35 protein-coding genes are annotated in these 24,043 nt (G+C 56.8%); 11 read left to right on the top strand and 24 right to left on the bottom strand.

The window, feature by feature from the left end:
- Positions 1-168 precede the first annotated feature (168 nt).
- The 13 genes from GS614_RS08010 to rpmC form a co-directional block, all read right to left on the bottom strand.
- The gene (locus GS614_RS08010) at positions 169-381 is read right to left on the bottom strand and encodes a DUF1127 domain-containing protein (RefSeq protein WP_171725905.1); all 213 of its coding nucleotides are present in this window, start codon (positions 379-381) and stop codon (positions 169-171) included.
- Positions 382-690: 309 nt separating this feature from the next.
- Positions 691-1,074, bottom strand: coding sequence for a hypothetical protein (locus GS614_RS08005; protein WP_171725904.1), 384 nt, complete (start codon positions 1,072-1,074; stop codon positions 691-693).
- A 117-nt stretch (positions 1,075-1,191) separates the two neighbouring features.
- Positions 1,192-1,380 carry a 50S ribosomal protein L30 gene (gene rpmD, locus GS614_RS08000; protein WP_008757946.1) on the bottom strand — a complete coding sequence of 63 codons (189 nt, stop codon included), beginning with the start codon at positions 1,378-1,380 and terminating at the stop codon, positions 1,192-1,194.
- A gap of 12 nt (positions 1,381-1,392) precedes the next feature.
- Complete coding sequence (gene rpsE / locus GS614_RS07995) at positions 1,393-1,962, bottom strand: 30S ribosomal protein S5 (protein WP_171121043.1); 570 nt, start codon at positions 1,960-1,962, stop codon at positions 1,393-1,395.
- Between the two features lie 115 nt (positions 1,963-2,077).
- Positions 2,078-2,437 (bottom strand): 50S ribosomal protein L18, encoded by a 360-nt coding sequence (rplR, locus tag GS614_RS07990; protein ID WP_152459162.1) that lies wholly within the window; start codon positions 2,435-2,437, stop codon positions 2,078-2,080.
- An 11-nt stretch (positions 2,438-2,448) separates the two neighbouring features.
- Positions 2,449-2,982: a 50S ribosomal protein L6 gene (rplF, locus tag GS614_RS07985; protein WP_010437101.1), complete on the bottom strand. Its 534-nt coding sequence runs from the start codon at positions 2,980-2,982 to the stop codon at positions 2,449-2,451.
- 11 nt (positions 2,983-2,993) lie between these two features.
- Positions 2,994-3,386 carry a 30S ribosomal protein S8 gene (rpsH, locus tag GS614_RS07980; RefSeq protein WP_010437099.1) on the bottom strand — a complete coding sequence of 131 codons (393 nt, stop codon included), beginning with the start codon at positions 3,384-3,386 and terminating at the stop codon, positions 2,994-2,996.
- 13 nt (positions 3,387-3,399) lie between these two features.
- Positions 3,400-3,705 (bottom strand): 30S ribosomal protein S14, encoded by a 306-nt coding sequence (rpsN, locus tag GS614_RS07975; protein WP_010437098.1) that lies wholly within the window; start codon positions 3,703-3,705, stop codon positions 3,400-3,402.
- 19 nt (positions 3,706-3,724) lie between these two features.
- The gene (gene rplE, locus GS614_RS07970) at positions 3,725-4,285 is read right to left on the bottom strand and encodes a 50S ribosomal protein L5 (RefSeq protein ID WP_152459160.1); all 561 of its coding nucleotides are present in this window, start codon (positions 4,283-4,285) and stop codon (positions 3,725-3,727) included.
- A complete protein-coding gene (gene rplX, locus GS614_RS07965) occupies positions 4,278-4,589 on the bottom strand; it encodes a 50S ribosomal protein L24 (protein WP_171121045.1) in 312 nt (103 codons plus the stop codon). The genes rplE and rplX overlap by 8 nt, the downstream gene beginning before the upstream one ends.
- A 2-nt stretch (positions 4,590-4,591) precedes the next feature.
- Positions 4,592-4,960: a 50S ribosomal protein L14 gene (gene rplN, locus GS614_RS07960; RefSeq protein ID WP_039523372.1), complete on the bottom strand. Its 369-nt coding sequence runs from the start codon at positions 4,958-4,960 to the stop codon at positions 4,592-4,594.
- Positions 4,961-5,034: 74 nt separating this feature from the next.
- Positions 5,035-5,265, bottom strand: a complete 231-nt coding sequence (gene rpsQ / locus GS614_RS07955) for a 30S ribosomal protein S17 (protein WP_152459158.1) — start codon at positions 5,263-5,265, stop codon at positions 5,035-5,037.
- A gap of 4 nt (positions 5,266-5,269) precedes the next feature.
- Entirely contained in the window at positions 5,270-5,476 is a 207-nt protein-coding gene (rpmC, locus tag GS614_RS07950; protein ID WP_093965352.1) for a 50S ribosomal protein L29, read from the bottom strand.
- Between the two features lie 341 nt (positions 5,477-5,817).
- Between rpmC and GS614_RS07945 the strand changes: the two genes are divergently transcribed.
- Positions 5,818-6,261 carry a GFA family protein gene (locus tag GS614_RS07945; protein WP_152459157.1) on the top strand — a complete coding sequence of 148 codons (444 nt, stop codon included), beginning with the start codon at positions 5,818-5,820 and terminating at the stop codon, positions 6,259-6,261.
- 77 nt (positions 6,262-6,338) lie between these two features.
- Here GS614_RS07945 and GS614_RS07940 read toward each other — a convergent pair whose 3' ends face one another.
- The 6 genes from GS614_RS07940 to rplB all read right to left on the bottom strand — a co-directional run bounded on the left by GS614_RS07940 (position 6,339) and on the right by rplB (position 9,839).
- The gene (locus GS614_RS07940; protein WP_171725903.1) at positions 6,339-6,959 is read right to left on the bottom strand and encodes a 2OG-Fe(II) oxygenase family protein; all 621 of its coding nucleotides are present in this window, start codon (positions 6,957-6,959) and stop codon (positions 6,339-6,341) included.
- 235 nt (positions 6,960-7,194) lie between these two features.
- A complete protein-coding gene (gene rplP / locus GS614_RS07935; protein ID WP_117872242.1) occupies positions 7,195-7,608 on the bottom strand; it encodes a 50S ribosomal protein L16 in 414 nt (137 codons plus the stop codon).
- A 12-nt stretch (positions 7,609-7,620) separates the two neighbouring features.
- A complete protein-coding gene (gene rpsC / locus GS614_RS07930) occupies positions 7,621-8,331 on the bottom strand; it encodes a 30S ribosomal protein S3 (RefSeq protein WP_117872244.1) in 711 nt (236 codons plus the stop codon).
- The gene (gene rplV / locus GS614_RS07925; RefSeq protein ID WP_039538267.1) at positions 8,331-8,711 is read right to left on the bottom strand and encodes a 50S ribosomal protein L22; all 381 of its coding nucleotides are present in this window, start codon (positions 8,709-8,711) and stop codon (positions 8,331-8,333) included. Before rplV ends, rpsC begins: the two co-directional genes overlap by 1 nt.
- 3 nt (positions 8,712-8,714) lie before the next feature.
- On the bottom strand, positions 8,715-8,993 hold the full coding sequence (gene rpsS, locus GS614_RS07920) for a 30S ribosomal protein S19 (protein ID WP_068348022.1): 279 nt from the start codon (positions 8,991-8,993) through the stop codon (positions 8,715-8,717).
- A gap of 3 nt (positions 8,994-8,996) precedes the next feature.
- Entirely contained in the window at positions 8,997-9,839 is an 843-nt protein-coding gene (gene rplB, locus GS614_RS07915) for a 50S ribosomal protein L2 (RefSeq protein ID WP_120633917.1), read from the bottom strand.
- 262 nt (positions 9,840-10,101) lie between these two features.
- Here rplB and GS614_RS07910 point away from each other — a divergent pair, with 262 nt between their 5' ends.
- Positions 10,102-10,407: a hypothetical protein gene (locus GS614_RS07910; protein WP_216601099.1), complete on the top strand. Its 306-nt coding sequence runs from the start codon at positions 10,102-10,104 to the stop codon at positions 10,405-10,407.
- 306 nt (positions 10,408-10,713) lie between these two features.
- Positions 10,714-11,496: a hypothetical protein gene (locus GS614_RS07905; RefSeq protein ID WP_171725901.1), complete on the top strand. Its 783-nt coding sequence runs from the start codon at positions 10,714-10,716 to the stop codon at positions 11,494-11,496.
- Between the two features lie 131 nt (positions 11,497-11,627).
- Here the strand turns inward: GS614_RS07905 and ettA are convergent, their stop codons facing one another.
- Positions 11,628-13,295, bottom strand: a complete 1,668-nt coding sequence (gene ettA, locus GS614_RS07900; RefSeq protein WP_171725900.1) for an energy-dependent translational throttle protein EttA — start codon at positions 13,293-13,295, stop codon at positions 11,628-11,630.
- A 136-nt stretch (positions 13,296-13,431) separates the two neighbouring features.
- Between ettA and GS614_RS07895 the strand changes: the two genes are divergently transcribed.
- The 3 genes from GS614_RS07895 to dacB all read left to right on the top strand — a co-directional run bounded on the left by GS614_RS07895 (position 13,432) and on the right by dacB (position 16,100).
- Positions 13,432-13,902 carry an MOSC domain-containing protein gene (locus GS614_RS07895; protein WP_171725899.1) on the top strand — a complete coding sequence of 157 codons (471 nt, stop codon included), beginning with the start codon at positions 13,432-13,434 and terminating at the stop codon, positions 13,900-13,902.
- Positions 13,903-13,934: 32 nt separating this feature from the next.
- The gene (locus GS614_RS07890) at positions 13,935-14,555 is read left to right on the top strand and encodes a nicotinate-nucleotide adenylyltransferase (protein ID WP_171725898.1); all 621 of its coding nucleotides are present in this window, start codon (positions 13,935-13,937) and stop codon (positions 14,553-14,555) included.
- A gap of 66 nt (positions 14,556-14,621) precedes the next feature.
- Positions 14,622-16,100 (top strand): D-alanyl-D-alanine carboxypeptidase/D-alanyl-D-alanine-endopeptidase, encoded by a 1,479-nt coding sequence (gene dacB, locus GS614_RS07885; RefSeq protein ID WP_171725897.1) that lies wholly within the window; start codon positions 14,622-14,624, stop codon positions 16,098-16,100.
- A gap of 19 nt (positions 16,101-16,119) precedes the next feature.
- Here the strand turns inward: dacB and GS614_RS07880 are convergent, their stop codons facing one another.
- The 3 genes from GS614_RS07880 to GS614_RS07870 all read right to left on the bottom strand — a co-directional run bounded on the left by GS614_RS07880 (position 16,120) and on the right by GS614_RS07870 (position 17,727).
- Complete coding sequence (locus GS614_RS07880) at positions 16,120-16,542, bottom strand: tellurite resistance TerB family protein (RefSeq protein ID WP_117872968.1); 423 nt, start codon at positions 16,540-16,542, stop codon at positions 16,120-16,122.
- An 88-nt stretch (positions 16,543-16,630) separates the two neighbouring features.
- The gene (locus tag GS614_RS07875) at positions 16,631-17,005 is read right to left on the bottom strand and encodes an EamA family transporter (protein ID WP_216597870.1); all 375 of its coding nucleotides are present in this window, start codon (positions 17,003-17,005) and stop codon (positions 16,631-16,633) included.
- Positions 17,002-17,727, bottom strand: a complete 726-nt coding sequence (locus tag GS614_RS07870; RefSeq protein WP_171725896.1) for a bifunctional 2-polyprenyl-6-hydroxyphenol methylase/3-demethylubiquinol 3-O-methyltransferase UbiG — start codon at positions 17,725-17,727, stop codon at positions 17,002-17,004. The genes GS614_RS07875 and GS614_RS07870 overlap by 4 nt, the downstream gene beginning before the upstream one ends.
- 364 nt (positions 17,728-18,091) lie before the next feature.
- Between GS614_RS07870 and GS614_RS07865 the strand changes: the two genes are divergently transcribed.
- The 5 genes from GS614_RS07865 (at position 18,092) to GS614_RS07845 (ending at position 23,487) form a co-directional block, all read left to right on the top strand.
- Positions 18,092-19,666, top strand: coding sequence for a lysine--tRNA ligase (locus tag GS614_RS07865; RefSeq protein WP_171725895.1), 1,575 nt, complete (start codon positions 18,092-18,094; stop codon positions 19,664-19,666).
- 49 nt (positions 19,667-19,715) lie between these two features.
- A complete protein-coding gene (locus GS614_RS07860; protein WP_171725894.1) occupies positions 19,716-20,117 on the top strand; it encodes a DUF4864 domain-containing protein in 402 nt (133 codons plus the stop codon).
- A 138-nt stretch (positions 20,118-20,255) separates the two neighbouring features.
- Positions 20,256-22,544 carry a glycosyl hydrolase family 28-related protein gene (locus tag GS614_RS07855; protein ID WP_171725893.1) on the top strand — a complete coding sequence of 763 codons (2,289 nt, stop codon included), beginning with the start codon at positions 20,256-20,258 and terminating at the stop codon, positions 22,542-22,544.
- 143 nt (positions 22,545-22,687) lie between these two features.
- A complete protein-coding gene (locus GS614_RS07850; protein ID WP_152459145.1) occupies positions 22,688-23,014 on the top strand; it encodes an antibiotic biosynthesis monooxygenase in 327 nt (108 codons plus the stop codon).
- Positions 23,015-23,079: 65 nt separating this feature from the next.
- The gene (locus tag GS614_RS07845) at positions 23,080-23,487 is read left to right on the top strand and encodes a universal stress protein (RefSeq protein ID WP_171725892.1); all 408 of its coding nucleotides are present in this window, start codon (positions 23,080-23,082) and stop codon (positions 23,485-23,487) included.
- Between the two features lie 3 nt (positions 23,488-23,490).
- Here GS614_RS07845 and GS614_RS07840 read toward each other — a convergent pair whose 3' ends face one another.
- Complete coding sequence (locus GS614_RS07840) at positions 23,491-23,928, bottom strand: HugZ family protein (RefSeq protein ID WP_216601098.1); 438 nt, start codon at positions 23,926-23,928, stop codon at positions 23,491-23,493.
- Between the last annotated feature and the right edge of the window lie 115 nt (positions 23,929-24,043).

Below are 24,043 nucleotides of genomic sequence, written 5' to 3'. Positions count from 1 at the left end.
TCGACATCAAGAAGGGGGCATAGGCCCGATATTAGCGTCATACAGTAGGGGTAGCGTACTTCGGCACTGTGGAGCGCTCAGGCGCTCTATGACCGTTCTGCGGGCTTCTACCGGAAACAGAAAAGGCGCCGTTCGGCGCCTTTGTGTCTTGCACTGGGATATCCGCGATCAAGAGCAGTAAACATGCTTGTGCGCAATATCTGCAATGTCGGAGCGGCGGATGCCGATGTCATCCAGTTCGCGGTTGGTCAGGCTTTGCAGTTCGCGGTATGTGCGCTGATATTCAGCGGCCCGTTTGCGTGCGGTTTTGATCCGTTCGATCATGTCCATGATCCGGGTGCCGAAGTTGAAGCCGGTATTTGTCAGTGTTGCGGTTGTCATTTCTGTGGTCCTTTCTCAAATCAGGGCGAATTCCCTGACGTTACCTTTTGTGTTCCTTGTTTGGACAAGGCTGAGATAGGGCTAATAGTTATCGCTAACAATACAGGTTTCGGTCTAGCCGCTATGCGTTTTCGGTATGACAAAGGTTGATCCCAACGCAATACGGATCGCGCAAGACATTCAGAATATTATGTACTTGCGTCAGAAGCACTCAGAAACTGCCGTAAGGGCGCTTCTCCTATTGAACGCAGGCCGTGTGGCAGTGCTAACGCCTTGCGATAAAGCTGTACGAAATGCCCTAAAAACCGACTATTTCCTAATCTTCCCCTCGTATCGCTCTTTTTGTTCATTAACCAGAATCAGTTTGCCGTTGTTCACGACGTAAAGATCAAACCGGGGGTTTTGATACCCAATGCAACGCATCCCGTTGTCATAGAATTTGTATGAGTTTGCTTTCCATGTTTGGCCATCCCTTTTGTAGGAGTAGGTTCCGTCGGAAAAATATGTTTCTGTGTCTTTGCCAGTGTAAACGACTTTGCGTCCCGCTAGGTTGTTTTGGAGCCAGGCTGCGTTCACTTTCTGGTCGCCGTGTGAGAAATAGCTTTTCGAAAGTTTTGGAGCCTTGTTAGGGCAGGCTGCGTGCGCTGAGACACCAATGGCCGTCGCGCAAAGCGCGGATAGGAACAGTTTCATCTTTTCTCACTCTTTAATCAAAATGGATCAAAACGATACGTCAGACGCAGTTAAACGCAAGAAAAAACGCCCCTGAAAAATATCAGGGGCGTTTCGAACTCTGCGAAGATTTAGCGATTAGCCGCGTTCTTCGATGATCTCAACCAGATGCGGGATCTTGTTGACCATGCCGCGGACCGAAGGAGTGTCTTCCAGTTCACGGGTTTTGTGCATCTTGTTCAGGCCCAGACCGATCAAGGTAGCGCGCTGTTCAGCGGGGCGACGGATCGGGGAACCGATTTGCTTGACGACGATGGTTTTTGCCATGGGTCGCTCTCCTTATGCTTCTGCTTCAGCAGCAGCTGGTGCTTCTTCCCGCTTGGGCAGGATGTCGGCAACCTTTTTGCCACGACGCTGTGCAACCGAACGCGGGCTTTGCTCTTTCTGCAGGCCGTTGATGGTGGCACGGATCATGTTGTACGGGTTCTGCGAGCCCAGCGACTTGGACACAACGTCCTTTACGCCCAGCATTTCGAACACGGCACGCATCGGACCACCGGCGATGATACCGGTACCTTCAGGTGCGGTGCGCATAACCACTTTACCGGCGCCGTGACGGCCCTCGATGTCGTGGTGCAGGGTCCGACCTTCGCGCAGTTGCACGCGGATCATCTGACGCTTGGCTTGTTCGGTCGCCTTGCGGATGGCCTCGGGTACTTCTTTCGCTTTACCCTTGCCAAAGCCCACGCGGCCTTTCTGATCGCCGACAACCACCAGAGCGGCGAAGCCAAAGCGCTTACCACCTTTTACGGTTTTCGACACGCGGTTGATCGCAACCAGACGATCTGCAAATTCCGGTGCTTCCTCACGGTCGCGGCCACGGCCCCGACGGTTTTCACGTTCTGCCATTTGGCATCCCTTTTCTCATGTGGCGCATACGGCGCCGTTTCTTCAATCCAAGTGAGCCCCGACTGTTGCCGAGGCCCCCGGATCATCGGGGCGGATCGAAACCCGCCCGCAGGTCTTAGATCTTCAGACCACCTTCACGCGCAGCGTCGGCCAGAGCCTTCACCTTGCCGTGGAACAGGAAGCCACCACGATCGAAATAGGCCTCTTCGACGCCTGCCTTCTTGGCACGCTCTGCAATGGCCGCGCCGACTTTGGTCGCCGCATCGATGTTGTTTTTGCCAACAACGCCTAGATCCTTTTCCAGGGTCGAGGCCGAGGCCAGGGTCACGCCACGCACGTCGTCGATCAACTGAACAGAGATGTTCTTGTTCGAACGGTGTACGGACAGACGCGGACGACCCGCGTTGACCTTGCGAAGTTTGTTCCGAACGCGCAGGCGGCGCTTCAGAAACAGGGTTCTTTTGCTGTTTGCCATTGTGTTCGTCCTTACTTCTTCTTGCCTTCCTTGCGGAAGATGAACTCGCCCTTGTAGCGGATGCCTTTGCCTTTGTACGGCTCGGGACGGCGCCATTCGCGGATTTTGGCCGCGACTTCGCCCACCTGCTGCTGGTCGATACCTTCCACAACGATCTCGGTCTGCTTCGGCGCGGTGATGGTGACACCTTCCGGAGCAGTGAAATCAACATCGTGGCTGTAGCCCAGGTTCAGCTTCAGGGTGTTGCCCTGCATCTGAGCCCGGTAACCAACACCCTGGATCTCCAGCTCTTTTTTGAAGCCGTTGGTGACGCCTTCAACCAGATTGGCAACCATAGTGCGGCTCATGCCCCACTGCTGGCGCGCGCGCTTGGACATCCCACGAGGGTTGATCTGCACGACGTTGTCTTCGACCGACAGCGTTACGTCATCAGTCGCGGTGAAGCTGCGGGTGCCTTTCGGACCCTTCACTTCGATGGTCTGACCCGACACAGAGGCGGAAACGCCGCTGGGCAGCTCGACCGGTTTTTTACCAATACGAGACATTGCAGACCTCCTTAGAAGACGGTGCAGAGCACTTCGCCGCCAACATTGTTGGAGCGAGCGTTTGCGTCCGACATCACACCTTTCGGAGTGCTGACAATCGACACACCCAGACCCTGACGGACCTGCGGGATGTCATTGACGCCCATGTATACGCGACGACCGGGCTTCGAGACCCGCTTCAGTTCGCGAATAACAGGGGTGCCTTCGTAGTATTTCAGGCTGATTTCGATGGCCGGATGACCGTTTTCACCGGTCGTCGCTTCGTAGCCACGGATGTAACCTTCGTCCGCCAGCACGTCCAGAACCCAGCCGCGCAGCTTGGAAGCCGGGGTGGAAACGGTGGATTTGCCACGCATTTGCGCGTTGCGGATACGGGTGAGCATATCGCCGATAGGATCGTTCATATCTATGTCTCCCTTACCAGCTCGATTTCACCATGCCGGGGATCTGACCAGCAGAACCCAGCTCGCGCAGCGCGATACGGCTGACCTTCAGCTTACGGTAGTAAGCGTGGGGACGACCGGTCAGCTGACAGCGGTTGTGCAAACGAGTAGCCGAGCTGTTGCGCGGCAGTTTCGCCAGTTTCAGACGCGCTTTGAAGCGCTCTTCCATCGGCTTGCTCTCGTCATTCGCGATTTCTTTCAGCTCGGCACGCTTTGCGGCATATTTGGCCACCAGGCGTTCGCGCTTCTTCTCGCGTTCGATCATTGCTTTTTTAGCCATGTCTCAATCCTCCCGGCGCTTACGCGTTGAACGGCATGTTGAAAGCTTTCAACAGTGCCTTAGCTTCAGCGTCGGTTTTCGCTGTGGTGGCAATTACGATGTCCATGCCCCAGACTTCGTCAACTTTGTCGAAGTCGATTTCCGGGAACACGATGTGCTCTTTCATGCCCATGGCAAAGTTGCCCTGACCATCGAAAGAAGGCTTTACACCGCGGAAGTCACGCACGCGCGGCAGCGCGATGGTGATCAGACGATCCAGGAATTCGTACATCCGGTCACCACGCAGGGTCACTTTTGCGCCCAGCGGCATGTCCTCACGGACGCGGAAGCCCGCGATCGACTTCTTCGCCTTGGTTGCAACGGCCTTTTGACCGGCAATCGCAGTCAGATCCTCGACCGCAGCTTTCGCTTTCTTCGAGTCTTTGACGGCCTCGGCACCACAGCCGATGTTCAGAACGATCTTCTCCAGCTTGGGCAGCTGCATGTCGTTCTTGTAACCGAACTCTTCTTTCAGAGCGGCACGGATGGTTTCAACGTACTGAGTTTTCAGACGCGGGGTGTAGGTTGCGTTATCAAGCATCGATTACGTCCCCTGTGGTCTTGGCGAAGCGGACCTTCTTTTCACCTTCCATGCGGAAGCCAACGCGGGTCGCTTTGCCGTTCTTGTCCAGCAGTGCCAGGTTCGACAGGTCGATCGGGTTTGCCTGAGGCAGACGACCACCTTGCGAGTTCTGCGACTGGCGGGTGTGACGGATGGCGATGTTGATGCCATCAACAACAGCTTTTCCGGCTTTGGGGTCAACCGAGGAAATGGTGCCCTCTTTGCCCTTGTCCTTGCCGGCCAGCACGACGACCTTGTCGCCTTTGCGGAGTTTAGCAGCCATGATTACAGCACCTCCGGAGCCAGCGAGATGATTTTCATGAAGTTCTTGCCGCGCAGTTCACGAACAACGGGGCCAAAGATACGGGTACCGATCGGCTCGTTGTTGTTGTTCAGGATGACGGCGGCGTTGCGATCGAAACGGATCGCGGTGCCGTCTTCGCGACGGACTTCCTTGGCGGTGCGTACGACGACGGCCTTGCGGACGTCACCTTTCTTCACGCGACCGCGCGGGATGGCTTCCTTCACCGAGACGACAATGATGTCGCCGACGGAGGCGTATTTACGCTTGGAACCACCCAGGACCTTGATGCACTGAACTCGGCGAGCGCCGGAGTTGTCAGCGACATCCAGATTGGTCTGCATCTGGATCATGTGGTTTCTCCCGACCTGTGGGGGCTGGTCTTGTTAATTCCCCCAGGGTTTCGACAAATGGAAAATTCTGGGGCTTACGCCTCCAGAACCTCCCAACGTTTCGTCTTCGATTTCGGCGCGCATTCGATGATGCGTACAGTGTCGCCGACTTTGAAGGCGTTCTTTTCGTCATGAGCCCGGTATTTCTTGGACTTACGAACGGTTTTGTGCAGCAGCGGGTGCTTGAAACGGCGTTCAACCGAAACAGTCACGGTCTGCTCGTTGGCGTCGCTGGTTACTACTCCGGACAGGATACGCTTGGGCATGGGATTACTCCTCCGATGCCGCAGCAGCGGCCTTTTCGTTCAGAATGGTTTTGACGCGGGCAGCATTGCGGCGGGCCGCTTTGATGCCGGCTGTGTTTTCCAGCTGACCGGTTGCCTGTTGAAAGCGCAGGTTAAAGCTTTCTTTCTTCAGGTTGGCCAGTTCCTCGCGGAGCTGGTCCGGGGTCTTTTCACGCAGTTCTTGGGCGTTCATCGCCTTTTTCCTTTGCTCAAAACACCAGAAGGCCCCGTACACGGGTCACCTTGGACCTGGTGGATGAATGATAGACATGCGAATCGCCCGACAACGCCGGGCGACACGCAGGATGCCGCCGTATAAGGGTTTAGGGAGTGGGGGGCAAGGGAAAGTTTGACGTCTTCTTTAAGGCGAGGGAATTGGATGCTCTCGGTCGCCGAACGGGTTACCAATCACGAAACTTCCGCGAAGTATTCCTCATCCAAACTCAGGCCAAGGTCTGTATTGCCAACGGGCCGCGTTCGGCGCCCAATAGAACAGGCCCACAAAGGTTTGAAGTTCACAGAGGAGGTAAGAAAATGACCAGCCCATATTCAGGAGGATGTGAACACGTCAAGATAGTCGCGACGGCAGAACCGATAGACAACCATGAATGCCACTGTGATGTCTGTAAGTCCGTGACCGGACAGCACACAACCCATGTTGCGTTCTTTAACTACACAGACCTGTCAGCAGACCCCGAAGATAAGATGAACCGTCAACCATTCAACGCCAACAATCCCGATGGCCCTTTAGAGCTTTGCACCTGTTCTGAGTGCGGGGCCGCGCTGATGCTGGATGATAAGCAAAAACGCATACGCGTGGCTGTACCCAACGTGATGGGGTATGATGACAGCAAGTTTCCTGCAGCGACTTACCACGCGTTTTACGATGACAGCAAAGGGTACCCCAAGCCTGATGACGGACGACCGGTATATGAAGCGTTCCGTCCAGAATTTTCTTGGCCTTCACCTGCCGCCTGACAGGGCTTTCGTTCATTCTGGGCGGAGTGCTAACGGTGTTCGCCTGCATTCAAGATGCCGTTATTCGGTGGGAGCGTTCAGTCCCACCGATAGTTAAAACTGACAGATATCCGCTCTTCCTCGGCCATGTTCATCGGGACCTCGTGGCGAAGCCAGCTTTCCCAAAGCAGGACATCCCCCACCTGCGGTTTCATGTAGATGAATGGCTGCAAATCCCGCCGCCCGCCTTTCAGGCGCGTCGGCGCGGCCATCATGCGGCCTGAACGGGGGTCCTCCAGTTTCAGCGCGCTCGTCCCTTCGGGCATCGCTACATACGTCGTGCCCGAGATCACACTGTGCGGGTGCAGGTGGCTGGAGTGCATGCCACCCTCGGGCAGGATGTTGATCCAAAGGTCCTCCAGTTTCAACGCGGCCTCGCCCAGATCGAACTCCAGATCCTTGGCAAAGGCCGCCACGTGCTGATCCAGTACCTTCACCAGATCGGCGAAGATCGGGAAGCGCCAGGGCAGGTCGGTCAGCGAGGCATAGCTGGTATAGCCGGGATAGCCGTTTTCCTCACACCACTCCTGCCCGGCCTCGTCATCCTCGGCGATGACAAGGCAGGAGTTTTCCAACTCTTCCGTATCGATCGCGGGACCGAACTCGGACAGGGCTGCGCGATAAAGACGGGTTACGAAGAGTGATTCAATCTGTGCCATAGCGCCCTCTTAACCCAGCTTCATCGCGATTGCGATGGCTCATTTGCGAGGCTCTGCCTCGCGCTCCAGGATACTTTTTGCCAGATGAAATCCGGATCCCCTGCTTCATCTGGCGCTAAATATCCCGGGGGAGTCGCGGCTTGCCGCGGCGGGGGCAGCGCCCCCAAATGATAACCCCCGTCGGTTTCCCGACGGGGGTCAATTTTGTCACGAACGGGGCCTAGGCCCCAATCGCTTACCAGTCTTCGCGAACCACGACGCGGGTCTTGATCGGCAGCTTCATCGCGGCAAGGCGCAGGGCCTCGCGGGCGATGTCGTCATTGACGCCGTCGATCTCGAACATCACGCGGCCGGGCTTGACCTTGCAAACCCAGCGGTCCACCGAACCCTTACCTTTACCCATACGAACTTCGATCGGCTTTGCAGTGACCGGAGTGTCGGGGAAGATACGGATCCAGACACGACCCTGACGTTTCATGTGACGGGTCATGGCACGACGTGCAGCTTCGATCTGACGTGCGGTGACGCGCTCGGGTTGCAGGGCTTTCAGACCGTAGGTGCCAAAGTTCAGATCAGAGCCGCCCTTGGCTTCGCCCTTGATCCGGCCTTTGTGCATCTTGCGGAATTTAGTACGCTTTGGTTGAAGCATATCTTTCCCTCCTTAGCGACGACCGCCACCAGCACCACGAGGTGCAGGGCCGTCCTGGAGTTCCTGTGCTTTACGGTCACGTGCCTGCGGATCGTGCTCCATGATCTCACCTTTGAAGATCCAGACCTTGATCCCGATGATCCCGTAAGGAGTCATCGCTTCGGCATGTGCGTAATCGATGTCGGCACGCAGGGTATGCAGAGGCACGCGGCCTTCGCGATACCATTCGGTCCGTGCGATTTCGGCGCCGCCCAGACGGCCAGCGACGTTCACCCGGATACCCAGGGCGCCCATGCGCATGGCGTTCTGAACCGAGCGCTTCATTGCGCGACGGAACGAAACACGACGTTCCAGCTGCTGAGCGATCGACTCGGCAACCAGCTGCGCGTCAAGCTCGGGCTTGCGCACTTCGACGATGTTCAGGTGCAGTTCGCTGTCGGTCATACCAGCAAGCTTTTTGCGCAGAACTTCGATGTCTGCACCTTTCTTGCCGATGATGACACCCGGACGTGCGGTGTGGATCGTTACGCGGCACTTCTTGTGCGGACGTTCGATGATCACACGTGCAACACCGGCCTGCTTGCACTCTTTCTGAATGAACTCACGGATCTTGATGTCTTCCAGCAGAAGATCACCGTAATCCTTGGTGTCAGCGTACCAGCGGCTGTCCCAGGTGCGGTTGACCTGAAGGCGCATGCCGATCGGATTGACTTTATGTCCCATTAGGCTTGCTCCTCAACTTGACGCACCTTGATGGTGATCTCCGAGAACGGCTTCATGATCTTGCCGAAACGGCCACGGGCACGCGGACGACCGCGCTTCATGACCAGGTTCTTGCCAACCCAAGCTTCGGCGACGATCAGTTCGTCAACGTCCAGGTTGTGGTTGTTTTCGGCATTCGCGATTGCGGACTGCAGGCACTTTTTGACGTCCTGCGCGACACGCTTGTTCGAGAAAGTCAGGTCGGTCAGAGCCTTCTCGACTTTCTTGCCGCGGATCATTTGCGCAACCAGGTTCAGTTTCTGCGGGCTGGTGCGAAGCATGCGAGTTTTCGCCATTGCTTCGTTTTCAGCCACGCGGCGGGGGTTCTTTTCCTTGCCCATGACTTACTTCCGCTTCGCTTTTTTGTCTGCGGCGTGACCATAGTAGGTACGAGTTGGCGAGTATTCACCGAACTTCTGACCAATCATGTCTTCCGTGACGTTTACCGGGATATGCTTCTGGCCATTGTACACACCAAAGGTCAGACCCACGAATTGGGGCAGAATGGTGGAACGACGCGACCAGATCTTGATGACTTCGTTGCGGCCCGACTCGCGCGCTGCTTCGGCTTTTTTCAGCACATAAGCATCGACGAAAGGACCCTTCCAAACAGAGCGAGACATAGATTAACGTCCCTTCTTCTTGGCGTGCCGCGAGCGGATGATCAGCTTCTGGGACGCTTTGTTCTTGTTGCGGGTACGCTTACCCTTGGTGTCCTTACCCCACGGAGTAACCGGCGTACGGCCACCCGAGGTACGACCTTCACCACCACCGTGCGGGTGATCGATCGGGTTCATTGCAACACCACGAACCGACGGACGCACGCCCTTGTGGCGCATACGACCGGCTTTACCGAGGTTCTGGTTGCTGTTGTCGGGGTTGGACACGGCACCGATGGTGGCCATGCATTCCTGACGGACCATGCGCAGCTCGCCCGAGCTCAGACGGATCTGGGCGTAACCGCCATCGCGGCCAACGAATTGCGCGTAAGTACCGGCCGCACGTGCGATCTGACCGCCTTTGCCAGGCTTCATCTCGATGTTGTGGACGATGGTACCGATGGGCATGCCCGAGAACGGCATTGCGTTGCCCGGCTTGATGTCGGCCTTGGCGGATGCCACGACTTTGTCACCAACAGCCAGACGCTGCGGAGCCAGGATATAGGCCTGCTCGCCGTCTTCGTATTTTACCAGTGCGATGAATGCGGTCCGGTTCGGGTCATATTCGATCCGCTCGACGGTTGCCGCGACATCAAATTTGTTCCGTTTGAAGTCAACGATCCGGTAGAGACGCTTTGCGCCACCGCCGCGGCGGCGTGAAGTGATCCGTCCGGTGTTGTTCCGGCCGCCCGATTTGGTCAAACCCTCAGTGAGAGACTTGACCGGACGTCCTTTCCAAAGCTCCGAACGGTCGATCAGCACCAGCCCGCGCTGGCCCGGCGTCGTCGGCTTGTACGACTTGAGTGCCATGCTTTCTGTCTTCCGTTTAGCAAGTGCGAGGGGGTTCCCCGCTATGTGAGAGGCCCCCGTAGGTGCCAAGGGTATAGGGCCCCGAAGGTCCCCGGTTCAAAATATCTAAGGCCCCGGAACGAATCCGAGGCCGCAAGATTGGGTGCATCTAACAGTGTTGGGGCCGGGTGACAAGAGAGAGTGTCAAACTAATTCTGTGGCCGTGAAAACCGCACCCTGGCCAAACGCGTTGTGGTTTATGGCCCGGATGTTAAACCCAGAAATGCACGAACTGTCGCTGGAACTTTCAGAGCGTGAACAGGACCTGACAGAAAAGGTTGAAATCGCTTCCTTTGAACTTTGGTGCAGTGAGCCCCGATCGGAAGGCTCGGGGACCGGGTTTATTGGTGTCGAGTCGGAAGGTTTCGCGGAAACCGATCTGGAAAGGTGCTGCCCCTGCAATCAGTCCAATGTACTTTATTTTGAGCCGCTGTTTCTTGGCGGCCGCATTCATGAGTGGGCTGGAGAAGCACACTACCAAGTGACCGCAATCGTCAATCTATCGCGGTATTCTTGCGGGTCGGGTTGATCCGGGTTGGAGCGACGGTGTCACTGGCGGGGCATTCGGAGAGCCGTGATACAAAGAACACCCCCGTAGGCCGAGCTTCGGCCCGGCATCCACCATTCCCCTCAGAGCGATTGAAGTGTCTTCAGGCCATTCATCGGCGGATTTTGGTAAAGGTGTGGGTGTTTCGAGGGTTGCCGGGCTGAAGCCCGGCCTACCAGTTGGCGTGAGGGGTGCGAGTGCTCATCTTACGTTTGCCATCACGTCTTGAATTGCAATGTGCTGTTAGCCATCTGACTGGTGAAATCAGCAGAATCATGGAGTTATCTATTGAAAGAGAAAGATTATTTGGCGAAAGGTCATGCCCGTCAAATCGTCGAGGAGTGCCAGTTGTTTGAAGGCGATTTCCTTAGGTTTTCAGAAAAAGAAATGAGAAAATTGAATTGGAAGGACAACAGCCAACGAGACCGAAAGAGATTAGTTTTGTCTTTAAGGAGTTCTTTTCAAGACGAAATATTTGGATTTCAATGCCAAAAAAACTATCGCAAACTTAGATTTATGGTTGCGCACCAAGAACAGGGAGATTTTCCACGTTTAGTTTTGCGAAATCACTTTTTTGACCAAGAAACTTTGGGCCGCTGGACGCATTGCGAAAGCCCGCATTCTGTCATTACAAATCACGCGTTGCAGCGATTGTATCTAAGGGGTGGCGCAAAATCACTTAGGGAGGTTAGGGGATTTATCAGAAAAATTTCTGGATGGGTTTCAACTATGAACCTTCTAGGTCATCAGTCGACGGTGCCAATACCAACATTGGATGGCCTATTCTTTGTAAGATTTGGGGGAAAGCAAAGTATACTAGTAACATATATCTCAAGAGAAAAATTGTATGGAAGAACATTGAAAATTTGGGAGGATATTAATGGAGATGAAGATTTCAATTCGATTTCGCCGGATCTTTTTTCTCGAAGCGTCGAGGGCAAGAGGCCATCAGAAATCGCGCGGGCCCTTCAACTTAGTACTGTCGGGTTCCTTGGGGACATGATCAAGGAACTCGACAGGATAGTGTATGAGGAAGGGCTCATGCTACATACTGAGCTAGGCAAAAGCTAAATAGTCGAACCATCAGTACTCAAAAAGCGGCAACGGAAGGCCCAGATTTAACATCATAGTTCGTGTAGGCGGGTTTAATCGGTGTGGTAGAAGCCTACTCACTCCTGCCCTTAGAGATGTGGTTCAAACCCTCACCTCGCAAACTTCTTATGCTTCAACCGCTTGGGTTCCAGCGCATCCGGCCCCAACCGCCGCTTTTTGTCCTCTTCATAATCCTCGAAGTTGCCCTCGAACCATTCCACATGGGCATCACCTTCAAAGGCCAGGATGTGCGTACAGATCCGGTCGAGGAAAAAACGGTCGTGCGAGATCACCACGGCGCAGCCGGCGAAATCGACCAGCGCGTCTTCCAGCGCGCGCAGGGTTTCGACGTCCAGATCGTTGGTCGGTTCGTCCAGCAGCAGGACGTTGCCGCCCTCTTTCAGCAGGCGGGCCATGTGGACGCGGTTACGCTCACCCCCTGACAGCAGTGAAACCTTTTTCTGCTGGTCGCCGCCCTTGAAGTTGAAGGACGAGCAATAAGCGCGGGAATTGACCTGCGCGTCGCCCAGCTGGATGATCTCGGCGCCGCCGGTGATCGCCTCCCACACGGTGTCGTTGTCGTTGAGGTCGTCGCGCGACTGATCGACATAGGACAGCTGCACCGTATCGCCGTATTCGATGGTGCCGGCGTCGGGCTTTTCCTGGCCGGTGAGCATTTTGAACAGGGTCGATTTACCGGCGCCGTTGGGGCCGATCACGCCGACGATGCCACCGGGCGGCAGGCTGAACGAGAGATTTTCGATCAGTTGCTTGTCGCCCATGTGCTTGGCCAGCCCATTGACCTCGATCACCTTGCTGCCAAGGCGCGGGCCGTTGGGGATGACGATCTGAGCGCGGGTCAGCTTTTCACGTTCGGACTGTTCCGCCAACTCGTTATAGGCGTTGATCCGGGCTTTGGATTTGGCCTGACGCGCCTTTTGACCCTGACGCATCCATTCCAGTTCGCGCTGAAGCGTCTTCTGCTTGGATTTGTCTTCGCGGGCTTCTTGCTCAAGCCGCTTGGCCTTTTGTTCCAGCCACGAAGAGTAGTTGCCTTCGTACGGAATGCCACGACCGCGGTCCAACTCGAGAATCCAGCCGGTGATGTCATCCAGGAAATAACGGTCGTGGGTGACGATCAGGATGGTGCCTTTGTAGGCGATCAGGTGCTGTTGCAGCCAGGCGATGGTTTCCGCGTCCAGGTGGTTGGTCGGTTCGTCCAGGAGCAGCATGTCGGGCGCTTCCAGCAGCAGCTTGCACAGCGCCACGCGGCGTTTTTCACCGCCCGAGAGATTGGCGATGTCGGCGTCGTCCGGCGGGCAGCGCAGCGCCTCCATCGAGACATCGATCTGGCTATCCAGATCCCACAGGTTTTCCGCGTCGATCGCGTCCTGAAGGGTGGTCATTTCCTCCATCAGCTCGTCCGAGTAGTTCTCGGCGATCTCCATCGCGATCTCGTTGAACCGGTCGACCTTGGCCTTTTTCCCGGCCACGCCCAGCATGACGTTTTCGCGAACGGTCAGGGATTCATCCAGTTGCGGTTCCTGCGGCAGATAGCCGACCTTGGCGCCCTCGGCGGCCCATGCCTCGCCGGTGAAGTCGGTGTCGAGGCCGGCCATGATCTTCATCAGCGTCGATTTACCGGCGCCGTTTACGCCGACGACACCGATTTTCACGCCGGGCAGAAAGCTGAGGTGGATGTTTTCAAAGCACTTCTTGCCACCGGGATAGGTCTTGGTGACACCCTGCATGTGGTAGACATATTGATAGGCGGCCATGTCGCGTCCTCTGGGTCGGGAAATTTGGTTGAAACGCTGGATATCCGAGCGGGACGGGCGGGGCAAGCTGGTGGTATTGTGAATTTCGTCTTTGGGTCGGGCGGCATAGTGTGGGTGCGTTGTAAATGGGGGTGTTATGTCGGAACTGGCCGAATTGATTGCGGGTTGGGCGCAGCCCGGTTGCGTGACTTGGATCGGAGCGCGACCACAGCGCCGGGCCGAGATGGTGTCACTGGAGGAATCCGTGATTACCGAGGCCGGTCTGATCAGTGACCGTGCCCGCGTTGGCAAGCGAGCGGTGACTCTGATCCAGCAGGAGCATCTGGCGGCGATTGGGTCATATCTGGGGCAGGGGCCGGTTGCGCCTGAAATCCCGCGGCGCAACCTTGTGGTTTCGGGGATCAATCTGACGGCGCTCAAAGGGCGCGAGGTGCAGGTGGGCGAGGCAATTTTGCGCCTCACCGTGATTTGTGCGCCGTGCAGCCGGATGGAAGAAGCGCTGGGCAAGGGTGGCTATTCCTCCGTGCGTGGGCACGGAGGATGGTGCGCCGAAGTCGTGCGACCCGGGCGGGTTCAGCTGGGTGATGTGGTGCAACCTGTTGATTGACAACGCCTCGCAGTTCTGAACATCAGCAGGGTATGGAGCGGTACGGCATACCCTATGCGCGACCTGGACAGGTCGTCGGTCTGTTCGGCGGGTCGTTTGATCCACCGCATCAGGGCCATGTGCACGTCACGCTTGAGGCGATGAAGGCGTTCGGGCTGGATCGGGTTTGGTGGCTGGTATCGCCGGGCAATCCGTTGAAGGAACGCGGGCCCGCGCCCATGGACAGGCGAACGGCGGCAGCGCGGAATGTGATGCAGCATCCGCGTGTCGAGGTGACGGACATCGAGGCGCTGACAGGAACACGCGCGACTGCGGATACTCTGACAGCGTTGCAGCGATTGTATCCACAGGTGCGATTTGTCTGGCTGATGGGGGCGGACAATCTGGCGCAATTTCACCGTTGGAAAGATTGGCGAGGGATCATGGACAGTGTCCCTGTCGGTGTGGTCGCACGGCCCGGCGACCGGATATCTGCCCGGATGTCCAGGGCGGCGCGGGTCTATGCCAAGTACAGGATCGACGGGCAGGCGCGGCATCTTTTGGGGCGGGCGCAAGCTCCGGCCTGGTGTTTCGTGAATGTGCCGATGGTTGATGTCAGTTCCACGGAAATTCGGACGCGCGGCGAATGGCGCGCGGAAGTGTTGCCGGAATAGCCTTGCCCGGCGCATAATCGCAGCGAGTGGTTGCGCGCATTTGATCTGTGGGATTTTATTCCAACTATGGCTGGTCGTTTTTCACGTCGTGTGTTTCTGGGAGGATTGGGGGCGTCTCTGATCCCGGCAGCTGGTCTGGCGCAGGCGCCGCTGGTCTCGCTCAGGCCGCGCGCGCGTGCGGCGCTGTTGAGTGGCGCCGAGCGTTTGGTTGCAGCCGCAGGGTTGACGGGCGAAGTTGTTTTCGCCGTCGCGGATGTGGCGACCGGAAAGCCGCTGGAGGTTTTTGGTGAAGGTGCGGGCTTGCCCCCGGCCAGTGTCGGCAAGGCGATGACCGCGCTTTACGCGCTGGACGTTCTGGGGCCCGACCACCGGTTCGAAACCCGTTTGATCGCAGATGGGCCAATTGAAAACGGGATTCTGCGTGGCGATCTGATACTGGCAGGCGGGGGTGACCCGCTGTTGGATACGGATGCGCTGGCCACGATGGCGGCCAACCTGCGCGAAGCCGGAATCACCGAGGTTCGAGGAGCCTTCAAGGTCTATGACGGGGCGCTGCCCTTCGTGTTCAGCATTGATCCCGGTCAGCCGGATCATGTGGGGTACAGCCCGGCGGTAAGCGGGATATCGTTGAATTTCAATCGGGTCCATTTCGAGTGGAAGCGTGCTGGTAAGGGTTACGATGTGACCATGGATGCACGCAGCGCACGATATGTGCCGGCAGTGGATGTGGCAGCCATGCGGGTCGAGAACCGCAGCTTGCCTATCTATACCTATCAGCCAAGTGCGCGGCAGGACCGCTGGACCGTGGCCAAGGGCGCGCTGGGCAATGGCGGGGCGCGCTGGCTGCCTGTGCGCAAACCCGCATTGTACGCGGGTGATGTGTTTCGTACTTTGGCCCGATCCAATGGAATCGTTCTGAATCGGGTGCAGGTGACACGAGAGGCGCCAAAAGGTGTCGACCTCGTCGTGCATCGCAGCGATCCATTGGACAGTATTTTGCGCGGGATGCTGAAATACTCAACCAACCTGACGGCCGAGATGGTCGGACTGGCCGCAACCAAAGCGCGGGGCGTTGGCCCGCGCAACCTGGCGGAGTCGGCGGCCGAGATGAACCGTTGGGCGTCTCAGAGCTTTGGCGTGAACGGGATCGCGATGGTCGATCATTCCGGTCTTGGCGATGCCTCGCGTATGGTGCCGGCGGATCTGGTTGCGGCCCTTGTCGCGGCCCGGAAAATGGGCGTATTGCGCCCATTGATGAAGCCTTTTGCCTTGACGGATCGAAATGGGCGGCCGGTAAAGAACCACCCGATCAAGGTCGATGCCAAGACAGGCACATTGAACTTCGTATCCGGGTTGGGCGGTTTCCTGACAACGGCGGATGGGGTCGATCTGGCCTTTGCCATTTTTACGGCGGACGTGGCCCATCGCGCCAAGATTCCTCGCGCACAACGCGAACGGCCTGAAGGCGCGCGAAGCTGGAACCGCAGGTCGCGGAAACTGCAACGGGCCTTGCTGGAACGTTGGGGCGCACTCTACGGAAGCTGAAACCCGTAGATTGCCCGGATCAGACCGTGTGGCGTGCGCGCGCCCCGCGTTCGATTGCGGCGGCATGCAGACGGTCGATATTCAGCTCGTACCGGATTTCTTCCAGCAGGCGCAGTTCCGTTTCGGCCAGCGCACCGTCGGCAGCCGCAACATCGCACGCCAGAGCATAGGCCGTTTCGTTCAGACGCTCGGGCAGGTTTTCGCGGATCAGGCCAAACAGCGCATCCAAACCGTCTTCCTGTTCGAACAGGTCAAAAACAATCTGTGATACACGACGGGTCCGATCGATGTCATACCCGGCAAAGACCGGCAGCATGTTCACGGCAACCTCGATCTTGACCAGCTCGGCGGTTCGGATGTTTTCGTCAGAGGCCGAGACTGCAACCATGATCGCCACAAGGCAATCCTGCGGGGACATCGGGTGGGGCACTTGCTCGGTCATGGGATGGTCCTGATTGGGGTCGTTCGAGGACGCACGATATGAGCGCAGCGGGTCAGGTTCAACACCTTGTTTCATCCATCCCGCGCGATCAGGTATTCATGACCATCATTCCCGAAATCAAAAGCGCGGCCCCCAGCCAATAGCGCAGCCCAAGTGTTTCGCCGAAGAAGACGTGCGAGGCCAGTGGCACAAGAACGAAACTGAGGGCCATAAAAGGGTAGGCCTGGGACAGAGTCAGATACCGCAGGACATACACCCACAGCACCGTAGCCGAGCCATAGATGGCAAAGGCTGTCAAAAGGAAAGGATCGAACAGCGTCTGGATGAGGCCCGCCAATCCGGTGGCTTCGCGCCCGTCAATCCGGTTTCCTGCCAGTTTGAACAGAATCTGCCCGGCCGAGATCATAACTGGTGTGAACAGCAAACCAGCCCAGACCAGTGTCGTTGGGGCGGGCGGAGTCATCCTTGGTGCTCCGGTTCCGGTTTTTCCTGGGGGCGGTCTTCGCAATAGTAGATGTCGCGCCCCAGGTCTTCGCAGGCATGGATGTCCGGGCTGGGATACACCGCGCGCAGAAAGCTGTGGGTGTAGGGGAAAAAGTTGAAATGCGGATTGAAGGTGTACCTGCTTTCGCGTTCACGCGGGACGACGATAATGACGCGTTTTCGCGCGACACGACGCAGTTCAGCGATTGCTTGACGGTATTCCAGAAGATGCTCGATCACGTGGGTACAGATTACGGTGTCAAAGCTGTTGTCTTCAAACGGCAGTTCTTCGATCCGAGCTGCAACATAGTCGATATTGTCGATGGCAGCCGCATCATCGACGACGAAATCCACCCCTGTCAGTTGCGTGATGTCGGGCCGGGCGGCCTTTATGCGTTGCAAAAGAACTCCGGTGCCGCAGCCGATATCGCAGATGCTTTGCCCGACGATATCCTTGGCAATCCGCTTGATGCAGGCTTCGGAATTGTCGGTGCCCTGATGCACGCGCGGATGATCGCGGTAGAGTTTTTCGTATTCGTCATCCGTCAGATAGGTTGCGCGTTCACGGAATTCGGCAAGGCGCGTGATATGGTCGCCCCAAACCCTGCATGCCAGCCAATGAAACGCGGCGCTGTCACGCAGGATAGGCGGCACGATATCTTCGAGTACAAAGCGTATACGGTTGGTGGTTTCGCGTCGCATCCCGTTTCCTCTGGTCCGGGGACCTCCCCCGTGTCGCCTTTGTCTAACACTGCCCGGTGAGCGTGCGAAACAACCGGGTCACGTTTGCGCCCGCGCCCGTGTCTTTTTTGTTTCGGGGGAACAATCGGCCCACCATTGTGGCCTGAGCAAGGCTGGCCGGTGAAAATGCAGCGCAGATATCCCGGGCAGAGTGTTTGCGGGCCAAGGAACGTTTCCCTACCTGCCCGAGGGCGACTGTTTTTTGGCGCAGTGTGTCGCGAATTGCGCCACTGCTTTATTGACTCATGTTGCACTGGCACAATAGGAGGGGCCGGTCCGGTTGCATGGGGTGACCGCGACACTTTCCCCGATGGAGCACATTGAAATGTCTGAACTGCGTGAAACCGCGATGTCGTCCAAGGCCTGGCCTTTTGAAGAGGCGCGCCGGTTGCTCAAACGCTATCAGAAGGGCGCTCCGGAAAAGGGGTATGTGCTGTTCGAAACCGGTTACGGCCCGTCTGGCTTGCCGCATATCGGAACATTCGGCGAGGTCGCGCGGACTACGATGGTCAAGCGCGCGTTCGAGGCGCTTTCGGACATACCGACCAAGCTGATCTGTTTTTCGGACGATCTGGACGGGATGCGCAAAGTGCCCAGCAACGTGCCCAACCCGGAGGCGCTTGAAGAACATTTGCAGCGCCCGTTGACTTCGGTTCCCGATCCATTTGGCGAATACCCCAGCTTCGGCGAGCACAACAACGCGATGTTGCGCCGGTTCCTCGATACTTTCGGATTCGACTATGAGTTCTATTCTGCACGCGATTTCTATCGGTCAGGCCAGTTCGACGAGATCCTGAAGCGCGCGGTCGACAAGTATGATGACGTGATGGCCATCATGCTCAAAAGCCTGCGGGAAGAGCGCCAACAGACCTATTCGATTTTCCTGCCGATCCATCCGGAAACCGGGCGGGTTCTGTATGTGCCGATGAAGAAAGTGTGTGCAGAGACCTATACCGTCACATTCGATGACGAGGACGGCAAGGAATGGACCGTGCCCGTCACTGGCGGCAACGTGAAATTGCAATGGAAGCCTGATTTTGGGGCGCGCTGGGCGGCGCTGGGCGTCGATTTCGAGATGTACGGCAAGGAACATGCTACCAACGAAAAGATCTATGACGCGATCTGCCGTGCATTGGGCGGCCGTGCGCCCGAGCATTTTTCCTATGAACTGTTCCTGGATGAGAATGGCCAGAAGATCTCGAAATCGTCCGGCAATGGCGTGTCGATCGACGAATGGCTGACCTACGCGCCGACCGAAAGCCTGGCGTATTTCATGTATCAAAAGCCCAAAACAGCCAAGCGGATGCATTTCGACGTGATCCCGAAGGCTTATGACGAATATCATCAACAGTTGCGCGCCTATCCGGGGCAGGACCTGAAAGCTCAGCTGAACAATCCGGTCTGGCACATTCACGGTGGCGACGTTCCCGAATCGACCCTGATCGTACCGTTTGCGATGTTGCTGAACCTGGCGTCGGTCTCGGGCGCGGAAGACAAGGAGACGCTGTGGGGCTTTATTCGCCGCTATGCGCCGGAAGCAACGGCTGAAAGCCATCCCGATCTGGATCAGGCTGCGGGCTTTGCGGTTCGCTACTTCAACGACTTCGTCAAACCAACGCGCAAACATCGCGCACCCACGGATCAGGAGCGCGAGGCGCTGGAAGCGCTGAAAGCCGCGCTTGAGGCTTATGATGGCCCGACCGAGGACGAGGCGCTGCAATCTGTGGTCTATTCCATCGGGCGTGAGCGGTTCGACCCCATGCGCGGTTGGTTCACTGCGTTGTACGAAGTGCTTCTGGGTGCATCGCAGGGCCCGCGTTTTGGCGGCTTTATCGCGCTGTACGGTGTGCCTGAAACAATTGCCCTGATCGACAAGGCGCTGGCCGGAGAGCTGGTCTGATTTGACCTGATCCCGTATGGGGCTACTCTTTTTTGCAGGAGGTGGCCCCATGCGTCGATTTTTGCTTGCTGTATCCCTGAGTGTTGGGCTGGGGTCGAGCGCGTTTGCGCAAAACGCAGAGATCGAAGCAAACATTTCGGCGCAGATACAGGCCTTCAAGGCGGACGATTTTGCCACGGCCTTCACCTTTGCCAGCCCCAGCATCCAGCGCCTTTTTCAGAACCCCGACAATTTCGGAGCAATGGTACGCAATGGGTATCCGATGGTCTGGCGTCCTTCCGAATTTCGTTTTCTGGAGTTGCGTGAAATTGCAGGAGCCCTGTGGCAGAAGGTGATGATCACCGACGCAAACGGGCGTGTGCACATACTGGACTATCAGATGATCCCTCTGGAAGGCGGTTGGAAAGTCAACGGCGTCCAATTGTTGGGCAACGCTGACCCTGCGGCCTGAGGCAACACCACCGTCACGGTGATATGAGCCGTGGTTAACTCTCTTTCGGTATTCAGACTGACGCGTTCGGGGCGGACCTGGACACGGGGTTTGGACGCGTCGCCAGATTGGTGCGGCGCGATTTAGAAAGGGTTTTCAATGAACAAGGCAATCACTGACGGCATCGTCTTCATGCCGCCTCAATTCGCGAATGGCCTGACCGTTTGGTCTGCGGGGGACGGAACGCCCGGCTCGCCCACATATGGCGGATCCGGCACGGGGGTTTTCGTGCCTGCGGATGCCGATTTTGGTGGCTGTCTGGAGATCCTGAAAGTCCAAACCACCCAACAGCTTCGGTATATGGGCCAGACGCCGATTTTGCCCGGTTGCTATTTGCAGATCAAAGCGCGGGTCAAGGCGATCAGCGGCCCTTTGCCGTCGGTGCGCATAGCGGCCTGGGCCGGGGGCGCAGGGGACACGCATGTGGCAGGAGTCGTGGAGCAGGGGCCTGCCACACAGCTGTCGGGCTATGGAAGCGTGCATGAAATAACGGCGACCGTCGGAACCGGCAAACGCCCCGGCGTGGACATGCCTTGGGGGCTGGCCGCCCTGTATGGCCATTTTGGTCTGGATATTGAGGGCGCGAATGGGGCGCTGGTGCGCGTCGACGACCTGGAGATCACGGATGTCACCGGTGTCTTCCTGCGTGAGATGATCAGTGTTGTGGATGTGCGCGACTATGGGGCCATCGGCGACGGTGTGACGGATGATTCAGCTGCGTTTGAAGCGGCCGATCAGGCGGCGGGTGGCCGTCGGGTTTACGTTCCGCAAGGGACTTATCATCTGGCCGAAAACACCAGTATGACGTCCGAAATGGACTTTGAAGGCACAGTCACCATGCCGGATGACAAGATGCTGTTGCTGACAAAGGATTTCCATCTGCCGTCTTACATTTCGGCTTTCGGAGACGAAGAACTGGCGTTCAAAAAAGCGTTTCAGGCCCTTTTGAACAATTCGGATCATGACTCGCTGGATTTGGGTGGTCGCAAGATTTCCGTCACCGCGCCGATCGACATGGCCGCAGCGGTTCCCAACAAGCAGAGTGGTTTTTCAACCCGTCGCGTGATCCGGAATGGTCAGTTTGACGTCAAAAGCAGTTCGGCTTGGGATACGGAAACGTTCACCTCGACTGCGACCTATGATCCGTCGGACAAAACGCGTCTGACCAATGTCGCGAATGTCGCCAACATTCCCGTCGGGTCCTACGTTGCCGGCAGCGGAGTCGGGCGTGAAATCTATGTACGGTCAAAGAACGTCGGTGCGGGTGAGATCACACTGAGCGCGCCCCTTGTGGGGGCGTCGGGGACCCAGTCCTTTTCGTTCTATTCATTCAAGTACCTGCTGGATTTCAGCGGCTTCAGCACGCTTCGAAAATTCGGCATGGAGCAGATCGAATTTCAATGCAACAGCCGATGCAGCGGAATTCGTTTGGCGGCCGCCGGCAGTACATTTTCGTTGAACGACTGTTTTGTCAGCCGCCCGAAAGACCGGGGGATCACGTCGACCGGAACGGGGTGCAAGGGCATGCTGATCGACAATTGCCAGTTCCTGTCAGCAGAAGAAGCCCTTGTCGTTACGGACCGGTATTCCATTGCGTTGAATACCAATTCAAACGATGTGAAGCTGCGCCACAACCGAGCCGTGCGTTTCAGACATTTCGCTGTTCTGGGCGGTGACAACAACATGATTCTGGGCAACCATGTCTTTCAGGGCGATAGCATCCCGCAAGGTGTGCGTACGGCCGGTTTGATCATGATTGGCACCTACAACAGTTCCACTATCGCCGAGAATTATGTCGACAACTGTTTCATCGAATGGACGAATGAACGCGACCCGTCGCCGACATACACGAGTGGTTTTTCGTTCAGTGCGATGAGCATCACGGACAACATCTTTTATTCTAGTCAGGCCCCGTCCTGGTTTAGTTTCATCGTCATTCGCCCCTATGGGCCCGGGCATTTTCTCAATGGCCTGGTCGTGACCGGCAACAAGTTTCGTGCCACGAGCGGTGGGATCTTTCGAGCGGAACGTGTAGATACAACCTTCGCCGACTTGAACAAAGACAGGCACACGAACGTGACTTTCCAGAACAATACGTATCATGGCGTAACCAGGAAATCCGCAAACCCGTTGAGGGTTCGCTATACGCAGCACTCGGTGTCCAATCTTTGGCCTGTTTCGGCAAACGGGCAGTTGCCTTTCGACGGCAAGGCACGAGGCTGCGATGGGGTTGCGACGATCGGTGTGCTTTCAGGGGTGTTCAACAACCATGTCTTCAGTGCGCCTCATGTTGAGGTCGAACAGGGGGCGACAGGCGACATTTTTCTGTTGCGTTGGCCAGAGCATGTGAAAGGTACGGCCTCGGTTCTGATGCGCATGGAACGTTAAAAGGCTGTCTGGCCACCCCGAAAAGGGTGGCCATTTCACTCTGATCTGACCGTAAATGACTGACCCGGTTTGCACGGTCGGCAGGAAATAGGCTACGTTTCATTTTCATGTGTTAGGCTTGGGACAGAAAGTGGAGAATCCCGATGCTGAAAATCGCCAAAAACGCCAGTGTTCAAACAGTTATCACGACCTTTGAAATGACGCCTGGCACCTGCCAGGACCTTCTGGAAGCTCTGACGGATGCCTATGCCGAGTTCATTTCGAAGCAGCCAGGTTTCGTTTCCGCCGGGCTGCACGTCAATGACGCACAAACCCGAATAGCAAACTATTCGCAATGGGAACGCCGCGAAGATTTCCTTGCCATGCTGCGCACGCCGGAGATGCGCGATCGCAACCGCAAGATCAACGAACTCTGCAAAAGCTTTGAGCCGGTCATGTATGACGTCGCTGAGACATTCGGCAGTTCCTGACCTGAATCAAAGCCTGCAATTCATATCTGTTTCAAAGTTAGCCTGCAAAATTGGAGGCTCACATCATGTATCACAACATTCTGGTCCCCATCTCGTTCGATGCTGAAAGAGATACATCTGGGCCTTTGAAGCTGGCCCGGATTCTGGCCACGCCAGACGCGCAGGTGACATTGTTGCATGTGGTCGAGCATATTCCCAACTATGCAATCTCGTATATGCCGTCCGAATATCTGACAGAGGCGCGTAAGGCGATTCAGACAGAACTGGATGAACTGGCATCGCAGCTGCTGAATGCCAAGGGTTTGGTGATCGAGGGACATTCCGGCCGGACCATTCTGGATTGGGCCGAGGCGAACAAGCCCGATCTGATCATAATTGCGTCCCACCGGCCGGGGATGCAGGACCTGCTTCTGGGCTCTACCGCGTCTCATGTCGTTCGTCATGCGGGATGTGCCGTGCATGTGGTCCGCTGATGGCTAGAAATCCTGTGCGGTAAGGCGATAGGCCTTGCCAAATCCGGCGTTCAAAAGACCGTCCTGAATGGCGAACCGGACCAGTCCGAAATCGGCGAAATCGATATAGAGTTTCGCTTTGGGCCGTCGCGCCAAGTACCGGTCGCGCAAGTCACCATAGCCTGCCAAGTCCCGGTGAACTGGCTGAGCGATCACGTGCAATGTCAAGCGCGGATGGGTCAGCGGGTCGCCCTTGTCTGCGGGCTCTCCGATCAGAAGGGCGCAGTTGGGGCAAGTGCTCAGCGCGCGCGTATGTTCCGCAAGGGTTGAAATCAGCGAGACAGGGCAACCTGCTTCATCCGTGGCCAACGCGATCCGTGAGACAGACGGCAACCCGGTGTCAGGGCGCAGAAAGGCCAGTGCGGCAAATTTGGCCTGAACGAGAAGGTCCTGTGCTTGCAAGCGCGCCGCTGCGTCGGGCGTCTGATAAGGATCGGATAGGGTTACGATATCGGTTCGGCAGCAAAAAACACAGGCAGATGACGGTTCCCTGTCATCTTAAGTGCCTGAAATGGAT

The organism is Ruegeria sp. HKCCD6604, assembly GCF_013110635.1.
Lineage (GTDB): Bacteria > Pseudomonadota > Alphaproteobacteria > Rhodobacterales > Rhodobacteraceae > Ruegeria.
The sequence above is the reverse complement of the archived record's forward strand: the minus strand, read 5'-3'. Positions and strand labels throughout refer to the sequence as shown.

What these genes read in the sequence shown, in the direction of transcription:
- GS614_RS08010 (WP_171725905.1), bottom strand. Translation starts at nt 381, where the DNA reads ATGACAACCGCAACACTGACAAATACCGGCTTCAACTTCGGCACCCGG.
- GS614_RS08005 (WP_171725904.1), bottom strand. Translation starts at nt 1,074, where the DNA reads ATGAAACTGTTCCTATCCGCGCTTTGCGCGACGGCCATTGGTGTCTCA.
- rpmD (WP_008757946.1), bottom strand. Translation starts at nt 1,380, where the DNA reads ATGGCAAAAACCATCGTCGTCAAGCAAATCGGTTCCCCGATCCGTCGC.
- rpsE (WP_171121043.1), bottom strand. Translation starts at nt 1,962, where the DNA reads ATGGCAGAACGTGAAAACCGTCGGGGCCGTGGCCGCGACCGTGAGGAA.
- rplR (WP_152459162.1), bottom strand. Translation starts at nt 2,437, where the DNA reads ATGGCAAACAGCAAAAGAACCCTGTTTCTGAAGCGCCGCCTGCGCGTT.
- rplF (WP_010437101.1), bottom strand. Translation starts at nt 2,982, where the DNA reads ATGTCTCGTATTGGTAAAAAACCGGTCGAGCTGCCCAGCGGCGTTTCC.
- rpsH (WP_010437099.1), bottom strand. Translation starts at nt 3,386, where the DNA reads ATGAACGATCCTATCGGCGATATGCTCACCCGTATCCGCAACGCGCAA.
- rpsN (WP_010437098.1), bottom strand. Translation starts at nt 3,705, where the DNA reads ATGGCTAAAAAAGCAATGATCGAACGCGAGAAGAAGCGCGAACGCCTG.
- rplE (WP_152459160.1), bottom strand. Translation starts at nt 4,285, where the DNA reads ATGCTTGATAACGCAACCTACACCCCGCGTCTGAAAACTCAGTACGTT.
- rplX (WP_171121045.1), bottom strand. Translation starts at nt 4,589, where the DNA reads ATGGCTGCTAAACTCCGCAAAGGCGACAAGGTCGTCGTGCTGGCCGGC.
- rplN (WP_039523372.1), bottom strand. Translation starts at nt 4,960, where the DNA reads ATGATCCAGATGCAGACCAATCTGGATGTCGCTGACAACTCCGGCGCT.
- rpsQ (WP_152459158.1), bottom strand. Translation starts at nt 5,265, where the DNA reads ATGCCCAAGCGTATCCTGTCCGGAGTAGTAACCAGCGACGCCAACGAG.
- rpmC (WP_093965352.1), bottom strand. Translation starts at nt 5,476, where the DNA reads ATGAACGCCCAAGAACTGCGTGAAAAGACCCCGGACCAGCTCCGCGAG.
- GS614_RS07945 (WP_152459157.1), top strand. Translation starts at nt 5,818, where the DNA reads ATGACCAGCCCATATTCAGGAGGATGTGAACACGTCAAGATAGTCGCG.
- GS614_RS07940 (WP_171725903.1), bottom strand. Translation starts at nt 6,959, where the DNA reads ATGGCACAGATTGAATCACTCTTCGTAACCCGTCTTTATCGCGCAGCC.
- rplP (WP_117872242.1), bottom strand. Translation starts at nt 7,608, where the DNA reads ATGCTTCAACCAAAGCGTACTAAATTCCGCAAGATGCACAAAGGCCGG.
- rpsC (WP_117872244.1), bottom strand. Translation starts at nt 8,331, where the DNA reads ATGGGACATAAAGTCAATCCGATCGGCATGCGCCTTCAGGTCAACCGC.
- rplV (WP_039538267.1), bottom strand. Translation starts at nt 8,711, where the DNA reads ATGGGCAAGGAAAAGAACCCCCGCCGCGTGGCTGAAAACGAAGCAATG.
- rpsS (WP_068348022.1), bottom strand. Translation starts at nt 8,993, where the DNA reads ATGTCTCGCTCTGTTTGGAAGGGTCCTTTCGTCGATGCTTATGTGCTG.
- rplB (WP_120633917.1), bottom strand. Translation starts at nt 9,839, where the DNA reads ATGGCACTCAAGTCGTACAAGCCGACGACGCCGGGCCAGCGCGGGCTG.
- GS614_RS07910 (WP_216601099.1), top strand. Translation starts at nt 10,102, where the DNA reads ATGCACGAACTGTCGCTGGAACTTTCAGAGCGTGAACAGGACCTGACA.
- ettA (WP_171725900.1), bottom strand. Translation starts at nt 13,295, where the DNA reads ATGGCCGCCTATCAATATGTCTACCACATGCAGGGTGTCACCAAGACC.
- GS614_RS07895 (WP_171725899.1), top strand. Translation starts at nt 13,432, where the DNA reads ATGTCGGAACTGGCCGAATTGATTGCGGGTTGGGCGCAGCCCGGTTGC.
- GS614_RS07890 (WP_171725898.1), top strand. Translation starts at nt 13,935, where the DNA reads ATGGAGCGGTACGGCATACCCTATGCGCGACCTGGACAGGTCGTCGGT.
- dacB (WP_171725897.1), top strand. Translation starts at nt 14,622, where the DNA reads ATGGCTGGTCGTTTTTCACGTCGTGTGTTTCTGGGAGGATTGGGGGCG.
- GS614_RS07880 (WP_117872968.1), bottom strand. Translation starts at nt 16,542, where the DNA reads ATGACCGAGCAAGTGCCCCACCCGATGTCCCCGCAGGATTGCCTTGTG.
- GS614_RS07875 (WP_216597870.1), bottom strand. Translation starts at nt 17,005, where the DNA reads ATGACTCCGCCCGCCCCAACGACACTGGTCTGGGCTGGTTTGCTGTTC.
- GS614_RS07870 (WP_171725896.1), bottom strand. Translation starts at nt 17,727, where the DNA reads ATGCGACGCGAAACCACCAACCGTATACGCTTTGTACTCGAAGATATC.
- GS614_RS07865 (WP_171725895.1), top strand. Translation starts at nt 18,092, where the DNA reads ATGTCTGAACTGCGTGAAACCGCGATGTCGTCCAAGGCCTGGCCTTTT.
- GS614_RS07860 (WP_171725894.1), top strand. Translation starts at nt 19,716, where the DNA reads ATGCGTCGATTTTTGCTTGCTGTATCCCTGAGTGTTGGGCTGGGGTCG.
- GS614_RS07855 (WP_171725893.1), top strand. Translation starts at nt 20,256, where the DNA reads ATGAACAAGGCAATCACTGACGGCATCGTCTTCATGCCGCCTCAATTC.
- GS614_RS07850 (WP_152459145.1), top strand. Translation starts at nt 22,688, where the DNA reads ATGCTGAAAATCGCCAAAAACGCCAGTGTTCAAACAGTTATCACGACC.
- GS614_RS07845 (WP_171725892.1), top strand. Translation starts at nt 23,080, where the DNA reads ATGTATCACAACATTCTGGTCCCCATCTCGTTCGATGCTGAAAGAGAT.